Source organism: uncultured Corynebacterium sp., from assembly GCF_902782855.1.
Lineage (GTDB): Bacteria > Actinomycetota > Actinomycetes > Mycobacteriales > Mycobacteriaceae > Corynebacterium.
In genome coordinates this window covers 1-7,701 of sequence record NZ_CACZOO010000033.1, presented here as the reverse complement: position 1 = coordinate 7,701, position 7,701 = coordinate 1, and the positions used below count along the sequence as shown (strand labels likewise).

Here is a 7,701-nt window from a genome sequence, read left to right as displayed (position 1 = left end):
GCCGTCGCCGGCCCAGTGCGCCTCGACAGGGTCACCGAGTGGCCCGGTGACGGTGGTGGTGTGTTGTTCCAGGTCAAGCGCCCTGGCAAAGGCGTCGGCAGTGCCCTCACCGCCGTCGGCGACGGGTACCTCGATGATGTGGGCGTCCGGCAGACTGTCGCGGACGCCGGCAGCCATCGCCGTGCAGGCCTCGACGGCGGTGAGGGACTCCTTGAAGGAGTCAGGGGCGATCACGATCTTCATCGAACACCTGTTCTCATCGGTGGTGGTGTCGGCAGTGGTGCCGTCCTTTGCCGTCCTGCCCGGAGTCTAGCCTCCCTGAGCATGGACACCACCGCACACACCCTGCTCTCCCTGATCACCTCACCGACACTGCCGGAGGATTTCTCCGAGACCTTGGACGCTGCGATCCTCCGCGAGAGGGACGCCCACCCCCGCCCTGACCACAATTCCGTCCGCACACCACCCCGGGAGGAGGTGACCACCGTGTCCGGCATGACCGCCGGCCAGGAACACGCCTTCGACCTGTTCCTGCTGCGCCCGTCGACCCGACGGCGGCGCGGTGGGCCGCCCGCCCCCGCCGCCTGAGTTCTTCGCCGGGCACGTTCCCTAGGATGGCTGCCACGAGCGGTGCCGCTCTGGCCGCGCTACTGGCCAAGACCGAACAAGCAGAGTTCATCCTCGTCGGCCACAGCCTCGGCGGGCGGGTCATGGTCACTGCGGCGATGGCGAGGGCCGGGTTCGGCGCAGCGCCAAAGACCCGGGACATTCACCTCACGAGTGCAGCTATCGGTGACAAGCGGAATCGGCGTCTGCTCAGCGAGGTGGTCAGCAGCCACGGTGAGTACTACGACAAGGTCGACCTTGTCAACCTGGTCGACTGACCCCTACCCCTGGTTGGCGACCCACTCCTGAACGTCGTCGGTGGCGGGAACAACCTTGCCCGACCAGTTGTTCTTCTCGATCCAGCGGGCGACATAGGAGCACACCGGCACGACGGTGAGATTCTGCGCCGCCGCGTCCGCCAGGGCCTTGCCGACCAGGATGCCGGCCAGCCCGCGTCCCCCGTACGCCTCATCGACCACGGTGTGGTGGAAGACCCGCTCCGAACCCTCGTCGCCGGGTCGGTCGAGATAGTGCGCCTTCCCGACAGGCTTGACCTCCCCCTCGAGGAAGATTCCGTAGGCGTCCTCGCCCGGCAGGTAGCGGACCTCCACGGCAGTGCCGTCACGGTCGGTGAGCTGGTCGGTGATGTCAGTCATGGTGATGGTCCTCGTTCCCTCAGCGTCCTCGGAGAATACCGGTGCGTTCCCTTCGGAACACATGATGCCGACTGTACATTCCCCCGACGTCCCGGGGACAGCCCCGGGAACCGGAAACAGGGTCACGCGCTCAGCCGACGCCCTCCCCGTCGAGCCGCATCTTGAGGGCACGTTCACTGTCGGTGAGATCGTCGGCGCAGTTCTCGAGCCGATCGCGGTACCAGGCCCGCAACTGCGCCCGCTTCCCCGGACCGAAGTACGTCGGCGTCCGGAAGAGCGCGAAGAGGTGGCCGTAGGTCTCCTCCGTCGGGCACCGCAGCGCACACTGCTCCATCGCAGCCAGAGCATGCCGCGGTCGCCCGGCGCGCCGGTACAGTTCGGCGGCGTCCCCGATGGCCAGCATTCCGGTGGTGGACGCTCCGGTCGTGAAAGCGCCGTCCACCAGCAGCTTCTGCAACAGGTCCGTCACGGCCGCACGGGCACGCCGCTCAGCGGCCTTCGATGATTCCGGATCACGGCACACGGCGTCCCAGGTCTCGACGGCCGACCGGAGCGCGGGCACCAGCTCCGGCAGGCTCCCGACATCCGGCAGCTCACGGCGGGACGCACTGACTGCACCGGTGGAGACCGGTTGCCCCGCCCGTTCAGATGGGGGACGCGGGGACTGCGGGAAACACGACGGCTCAGTTGGCGACGTCTGCGGCGGCACGACGTGCGTCCACTCCCCGATCTCCCTGCCTGCCGCAGTCAACGACACCGCGAGAAGGTGCTTGCAGAACTTCCCGAGGACGGCGTTCTGCGGGCAGTCACAGGTCGAGGCTCCCAGCGGATCGGCGAGGTCGAGTATCACCGCATAGTTCCGGTCCCCTGATCCCACCACCGTGGCCCCGACCGTGTCGTTGCAGGACGCCGTGACCGTGATCTTGTCCGCCAGCCCCCGGACCCGGGCTGCGCGCGGCAGGTTGTCTGCTGCGAGAACGGTGGTGAACCATTCCGGGTCTGCGTCCTTCACAGGTTCTGATACTACCCAAAACCCCAGGTATTTAGTTCCGGCACACCGACGCGGCGGAACAACGCACCACGGAAAAGTGGTGGGAGACAGTGAAGGCAGCCAACAGGCACCACCTGACCACGATCCGAGAGGACCTACCGACATGACACCCACCGACCCCATCCTCGCCGCCGAGTACAACTGTCTGCGAACCTGCTTCGAGGACTACGGACGCGACCTCATACACCCGACCACATACCGTGATCCGTTGGAGCTCACCCGCGCCGCAGGACGCGTCCTCTTCGGACTCCTGCTGGACGCGGTCATGGAGAACGGCCGTTCCGCCGACGACCTGGTCGCCGACGTGGATCTGCTGATGGAGATGCACACCGGAACACCGACCATCGACAGGTCCCTCTACCTCGGGCTCGTCGCACTGGGGGAACTGTCATAACCCAGGAACGGCCCGGCCACTCGGACATCAGCCTCGACGTCCTCACCGTCACCGAAAATGACTAGACTCTTCGGGGAAATGAACATCGACCTCCATCAGCTCAAGGTGTTCGTCGCGGTCGCCAGGACCCGCAACGTCGCCCGCGCCGCAGACAGCCTCGGCCTCACGGCGTCTCCGGTCAGCCGCACCCTACGCACCCTGGAGCGGCACACCGGCCCCCTCTTCGAGCGGGCCCACCACGACATGAGACTCACCGACCGCGGCAGCGACCTGCTCGGTACCGCGGTAAGTATCCTCCAACTCTCTGCAGTCTTCGAGGACAAAGCTGCAGGCGTGGACCGGACCCTGCGCTACGGCACCACCCCCTGGATCACCCAGGCGTACACCGACGCCTTCCGCACCGCGGTCGGGCTCTCCGGGCTCACCCCGGACGAGGCCGCCACCGACGTCTCCGTGGAGCTCCTTGACCAGCTCCGCTTCGGCGAGATCGATATGGCGCTGGTCCACCTGCCCATCGACCCCGTCCACCTCCCCGACATCAGTACCCTCGTCCTGGGCAGCTACACCTTCAGCCTCCTCGTCGCCGCCGACGACCCACTGGTGACTCCCGCCCCCGACGGCCCGGTGGACATGGGTGATCTGCGGGGACGTCGCATCGTCACCCTCCCCTTCTCCCAGATGCAGCCTTTGCCCGGGCAGAACCTCCGGGACTGGTTCGCCGCCGCCGGTGTCACCGACATCTCCGAGATCGGGTTCAACGACTACGCGGTCCTGTCCTCCCGACTACCCCGGACACACGAGGTGAGCATCGGGGTACCGGACCATTCGCTTTCACCCCGACGAGGCGGGGGTGGTCCGGTGGTCCTGCTGCCGGTCGCCGGAGACCAGCCACGCTTCGAGATCGGCGTGGCGTGGCGGACCGGGGCGACTGCACGGCGCGAGGAGATCGACCGGGTCGTCACCGCACTGCGCGACCGTTTCGGCCGTGGCTCAGACGGTGGCGCCGATCCGGCGGGCGAAGCCCGCGCGGTGGAACTGTGAGTCCTTCAGCAACAGCTGGTCGGCGCGGGCACGCTTCTCGTAGAGGTGCGGGGACGCCTCCCAGGTGAAGCCCATCCCCCCCGTGGAACCGGATGTTCCGGTGCGCCGCCGTCACCGAAGCATCCGTACAGAAGCCCGCGGCCAGGCTCGCCGCCGCCGGCAGCTCCTCATCTCGGACGCCCGGGCGGCGGGGCGTCCGAGATGAGGTCCCTGCTCCGGGTGAGCAGGGGGGGGACTCCGCCGCATCGTCGATGTCCCGGCCGACCCGGGTCGTCTCACCCGTGCCACGACGCTCGACGTCGAGGGCGGACTGCAGTACCTTCCGACCGTCACCCGCCCCACCGGTGAGGTTCACTGCGGAGACCTTCGCGTCGGTGAGAAAAACCTCGTTGAACTCGGAGCCGCCGGTCATCTGGCGGATCGGAACGATGCCGCCCCCTCCTGCTGCATCAGGAAATCAGGAAGATGAACAGGCTGATCTCGGCGTGTTCCGGAAACCTCCCGGTCGGTGCGGGCGATGAAGGATGGTATAGGTCGCCCGGTGCGCGTTGGTGGTCCGCACCTTCTGTCCGCCGATGGTGCAGTTCTCACCGGACTCGTCGAGGTCGGCGCGGGTCTGAATCGCCGCGAGAGCGGAACCGGCACCCGGTTCCGTGTACAACAGGCATCCGAGACTCCACTCGCGGGTGATCATCGGTCGCAGCAGCGCCTCCTTCTGCTCCGGAGTGCCGTTGTCGGTGAGCACGGCACCGGGCAACTGCACCCAGGAGACCTCGGAGACCGGGGCGACGTCGCGGGCTCCGTCAGACGAGGTCGTCTGTTCCGGTCCGGTTCTCAGCGATCCATGCGGTGACCTCGTCGTGGATGGTGGGCGCCCCGGTGATCATCAGTTGTCCTCCTGCGCCGTGATGCCGGTGATGATGTTGCGTCCGGACTCCCCTGCCTCTGCGGTGACCTCGGCGGACGCGCCGATCGCGGGGTCCGACAGGAGAATGTCGATCAGTTCCCGGTCACCCGGCCGGGTGACGGCGAGGATGCGGGCGTTCTCCGGGGTACGGGCGGCGATGACGCCGATCCAGTCGCGGTGCCGGTCCGTGGTCACCGTGGACGTCTCTACGGTGACCGTACCGCTGTAGTGCTCGACGACCGTGGGGGCGTCAGCGGCGTCGAGCGCCTCCTGGATCACGCGGTCGGCCTGCGCGTCGGCCCGGCCGGTGAAGTCCACCGGTAAGGTGGAGTACACGCCGGAGGAGTACTTGGTCATCCACCCGCCGTTCGCGCCGATGAAGCCGTAGGTCCCGGGATTGGCGCGCAGCCGGACGACCATCTCGGCGATGGCGTGCATGGAGTAATTGTTACCCGCCCCGCCGAAGAACGGCAGGCCACCGGTGACGGTCAGTCCACGCGGATCATCGGTGGCGATGCCGAGACCGTCGCAGATGTTGAACACCGGGATCGGGAAACAGCTGTAGAGATCGAGGAAGCTCAGGTCGTCGACGGTGATCCCCGCGCGCTCGATGGCGGTCGCCGCCGAGGTGACGGACGCCGGAGACCGAGACAGGTCGGCGCGGTCCAGCACAGTACGTTCGGTGGTGTCACAGGCGCCGTGGAGGAACACCCAGTTCTCCTGGTCGACCCCGAGTTCCCGGGCCCGTCCCACCGACGTGAGCAGGACGGCGGCACCCTGGTTGACCTGATCGCGGGCGACCATGAACCGGGGGTAGGGGTCGGCGATGAGGCGGTTGCGCTCGGTGATGGTCGACAGCTCCGCTGCGGTGCGTTCCGTGGGTGCCGCCGCAAACGGGTTGGACGCTGCCACACGCGTGAACCCGGCGAAGAGCTCCCCCATCGCGGTAGCGTACTCTGCCCTGCTCATGCCGAGGCGGTGACGGCGGGCGTTCTCGAACATGCCGTACTCCGGGGGAGCCCCGACCAGACCGTGCCGCTGCTCGTAGGGCACGGCAAGGTCGTCGACCTGCATGCCGCGGTCCTCGAGCTGACCACCGTAGGTCTCGGAGAAGTCCGGGGCGTCCGGCTTTCCCACCCAGGCGCGGGCGGTGGAGATCGCCTCGGAACCGGTGAGCAGAACCATGTCGGCCTCCCCGGCGGCGATGGCCCGACTGAACTCGGTGACCAGGTGCTGGGGTCCCTGACCGCCGACGACCTCGAGAACGGCGCGGGCGGGGTCCGCTCCGATCCGGGCCGCCACGGCACGTGGCATGTTGTCCGGCTTCCCCAGCGGCGCGGTGGCCAGCGGGGTGGAGATCTCGAACTGCCGGACCACCGCGACAGTGTCGATGACGGACGGGTCCACGCCGGCGTCCGTCACTGCTGCCGACGAGGCTTCGCCGGCGAGATCAGCGGCGGACCAGCGATGGTAGTCGGCAGCGGTGACCGGGTCAGCGACCTGGCCGACGCCGATGAGGACCGGGGTAGTGGGATCAGGGGAGGTGATGTCGGTCATCACTGTGCCTTCCATTCAGGGGAGCGGTTCTGGGCGAAGGCGGACATGCCCTCCATGGCGTCTGCGGTGGTCATCAGGGCGGCGGCCTCGCGGTTGTTGGCGTCCCAGTCCGCTGCTTCTGCGGTGACGGCGCCGTCGATGATGCCGCGGGCCACCCGCTTGGTGGCCTGGACGGACAGCGGGGCGTTGCGGTTGATCCTCGCCGCGAGATCGAGGGCGGCGGACAGCACCTCACCCGCCGGGACGACCCGGTTGACCATGCCGAGCTCGAAAGCGCGACGGGCCGCGATCGGCTCGGCGGTGAGCATCGTCTCCATCGCCGCCTTGAGCGGGATCTGCCGGGGTAGCCGGAAAGCGCCACCGGCGGCGGCCATGATGCCGCGGGTGACCTCCGGCAGACCGAAGGTCGCAGTCTCGGCGGCCACGACCAGGTCCGAGGCCAGGGCGATTTCGGTGCCGCCGCCGAGAGCGAAACCGTTGACGGCGGCGATGACCGGCTTGGAGATCCAGTGACGGACGAACCCACCGAAACCCCAGCTCTTCAGGGGTTCCTTGGTTGTCCCCAGTTCTCCGGCGGCGGCAGCTCTGAGGTCCGCACCGGCGCAGAAGGCCCTGTCCCCGGCGCCGGTGACGACCACAGTGCGGACCTCGGGGGTCCGCTCGGCGAGTTCGAGGGCTTCCCCGAGACCGAGCGCGACATCCCGGTTGACGGCGTTGCGCACCTCCGGTCGGTTGATGGTGACGAGCAGGGTGTACCCCCGCTGCTCTACGAGTACGACGGGACTGTCGCTCATGATGCGGCTCCTTCAGTGACGGTGATCTGATCCGTGACCGGGTCAGTCGACGGGTGAGTTTCGAGGACGCCATGGTCGATGAGAAGGTCGATCGTGCTGTCGTCGAGGTGGAGGATCTCCCGCATGAGGTCACGGGTGTGCTCCCCTTGCAGCGGAGCGGGACTGATACGGGCATCCCCGAGGTTGCGGCTGCACCCTTCATTGGCGAGAGTGGGGAACGGATCGGTGAAGGGTGCCTGGGTGATGGTCGTGAGCAGGCCACGGTCGGTGAAGTCAGGGTCCGTCATCACCTCCTCGAAGCGCACCATGTGCGCGGCGGGGACGCCGGCCTGCTGGAGAACCGCCTCGGCGGCCGGGGCGGTCTGTGTGACCGTCCAGTCACGCAGACCGCGCTCCAGTTCCGCGGAATGGGAAAGACGCCCCGCGGCAGTGGCGAAACGCGGATCTTCAGCCCAGTCCGGATGTCCCGTCGCGGTGGCCAGCGCCAGGAAATGTCCGTCCCCTGCGACATCGACGACCAACCATTCATCATCGCCGGCGGCGGGGAAAACCCCGCTGGGGGCGTCGGCGGGTTTCATGGTGGTCGTCCCCGCGCCCGGTTCCAGTGATTCGACGGCGAGGTGGTCACCCATGGCGGCGAAGATGGCGTCCACTTGGGCGGTGGTAACCACTCCCCCGCGCCCCGTGCGGGTCCG

The 7,701-nt window shown here is 68.0% G+C and carries 12 protein-coding genes; 4 read left to right on the top strand and 8 right to left on the bottom strand.

All coding sequences use genetic code 11. The features are described from left to right. Nucleotides 1-243 (bottom strand): glycerate kinase (locus tag QZV72_RS01355; RefSeq protein WP_297004261.1); only part of this gene is annotated, 243 nt, incomplete at its 3' end. Nucleotides 244-324: 81 nt separating this feature from the next. On the opposite strand from QZV72_RS01355, the gene QZV72_RS01350 reads away from it, so the two are divergent. Then, on the top strand, nucleotides 325-588 hold the full coding sequence (locus QZV72_RS01350) for a hypothetical protein (protein ID WP_297004259.1): 264 nt from the start codon (nucleotides 325-327) through the stop codon (nucleotides 586-588). A 26-nt stretch (nucleotides 589-614) separates the two neighbouring features. After that, nucleotides 615-884, top strand: a complete 270-nt coding sequence (locus tag QZV72_RS01345) for a lipase family protein (RefSeq protein WP_297004257.1) — start codon at nucleotides 615-617, stop codon at nucleotides 882-884. A gap of 3 nt (nucleotides 885-887) precedes the next feature. Here QZV72_RS01345 and QZV72_RS01340 read toward each other — a convergent pair whose 3' ends face one another. Together QZV72_RS01340 and QZV72_RS01335 are read right to left on the bottom strand one after the other, a co-directional pair. Further along, nucleotides 888-1,262, bottom strand: coding sequence for a GNAT family N-acetyltransferase (locus QZV72_RS01340; protein ID WP_297004255.1), 375 nt, complete (start codon nucleotides 1,260-1,262; stop codon nucleotides 888-890). A gap of 130 nt (nucleotides 1,263-1,392) precedes the next feature. Beyond that, nucleotides 1,393-2,274, bottom strand: coding sequence for an SWIM zinc finger family protein (locus QZV72_RS01335; RefSeq protein WP_297004252.1), 882 nt, complete (start codon nucleotides 2,272-2,274; stop codon nucleotides 1,393-1,395). Nucleotides 2,275-2,416: 142 nt separating this feature from the next. On the opposite strand from QZV72_RS01335, the gene QZV72_RS01330 reads away from it, so the two are divergent. Next, complete coding sequence (locus QZV72_RS01330; RefSeq protein ID WP_297004250.1) at nucleotides 2,417-2,707, top strand: hypothetical protein; 291 nt, start codon at nucleotides 2,417-2,419, stop codon at nucleotides 2,705-2,707. A gap of 57 nt (nucleotides 2,708-2,764) precedes the next feature. Then, the gene (locus tag QZV72_RS01325; RefSeq protein ID WP_297004249.1) at nucleotides 2,765-3,748 is read left to right on the top strand and encodes a LysR family transcriptional regulator; all 984 of its coding nucleotides are present in this window, start codon (nucleotides 2,765-2,767) and stop codon (nucleotides 3,746-3,748) included. Here QZV72_RS01325 and QZV72_RS01320 read toward each other — a convergent pair. From QZV72_RS01320 to QZV72_RS01300, 5 genes are all read right to left on the bottom strand, one after another. Continuing rightward, a complete protein-coding gene (locus tag QZV72_RS01320) occupies nucleotides 3,698-3,823 on the bottom strand; it encodes a hypothetical protein (protein ID WP_297004248.1) in 126 nt (41 codons plus the stop codon). The genes QZV72_RS01325 and QZV72_RS01320 overlap by 51 nt on opposite strands. Nucleotides 3,824-4,205: 382 nt before the next feature. After that, nucleotides 4,206-4,511, bottom strand: a complete 306-nt coding sequence (locus QZV72_RS01315; RefSeq protein ID WP_297004246.1) for an acyl-CoA dehydrogenase family protein — start codon at nucleotides 4,509-4,511, stop codon at nucleotides 4,206-4,208. A gap of 123 nt (nucleotides 4,512-4,634) precedes the next feature. Then, nucleotides 4,635-6,212: an acetyl-CoA acetyltransferase gene (locus QZV72_RS01310; RefSeq protein ID WP_297004244.1), complete on the bottom strand. Its 1,578-nt coding sequence runs from the start codon at nucleotides 6,210-6,212 to the stop codon at nucleotides 4,635-4,637. After that, the gene (locus QZV72_RS01305; RefSeq protein ID WP_297004242.1) at nucleotides 6,212-7,006 is read right to left on the bottom strand and encodes an enoyl-CoA hydratase-related protein; all 795 of its coding nucleotides are present in this window, start codon (nucleotides 7,004-7,006) and stop codon (nucleotides 6,212-6,214) included. The genes QZV72_RS01310 and QZV72_RS01305 overlap by 1 nt, the downstream gene beginning before the upstream one ends. Next, nucleotides 7,003-7,701 (bottom strand): CoA transferase (locus tag QZV72_RS01300; RefSeq protein ID WP_297004240.1); only part of this gene is annotated, 699 nt, incomplete at its 5' end. The genes QZV72_RS01305 and QZV72_RS01300, both read right to left, overlap by 4 nt.

Coding starts and splice junctions, on each gene's coding strand:
- QZV72_RS01350 (WP_297004259.1), top strand. CDS start 325: ATGGACACCACCGCACACACCCTGCTCTCCCTGATCACCTCACCGACA.
- QZV72_RS01345 (WP_297004257.1), top strand. CDS start 615: ATGGCTGCCACGAGCGGTGCCGCTCTGGCCGCGCTACTGGCCAAGACC.
- QZV72_RS01340 (WP_297004255.1), bottom strand. CDS start 1,262: ATGACTGACATCACCGACCAGCTCACCGACCGTGACGGCACTGCCGTG.
- QZV72_RS01330 (WP_297004250.1), top strand. CDS start 2,417: ATGACACCCACCGACCCCATCCTCGCCGCCGAGTACAACTGTCTGCGA.
- QZV72_RS01325 (WP_297004249.1), top strand. CDS start 2,765: ATGACTAGACTCTTCGGGGAAATGAACATCGACCTCCATCAGCTCAAG.
- QZV72_RS01320 (WP_297004248.1), bottom strand. CDS start 3,823: ATGGGCTTCACCTGGGAGGCGTCCCCGCACCTCTACGAGAAGCGTGCC.
- QZV72_RS01310 (WP_297004244.1), bottom strand. CDS start 6,212: ATGACCGACATCACCTCCCCTGATCCCACTACCCCGGTCCTCATCGGC.
- QZV72_RS01305 (WP_297004242.1), bottom strand. CDS start 7,006: ATGAGCGACAGTCCCGTCGTACTCGTAGAGCAGCGGGGGTACACCCTG.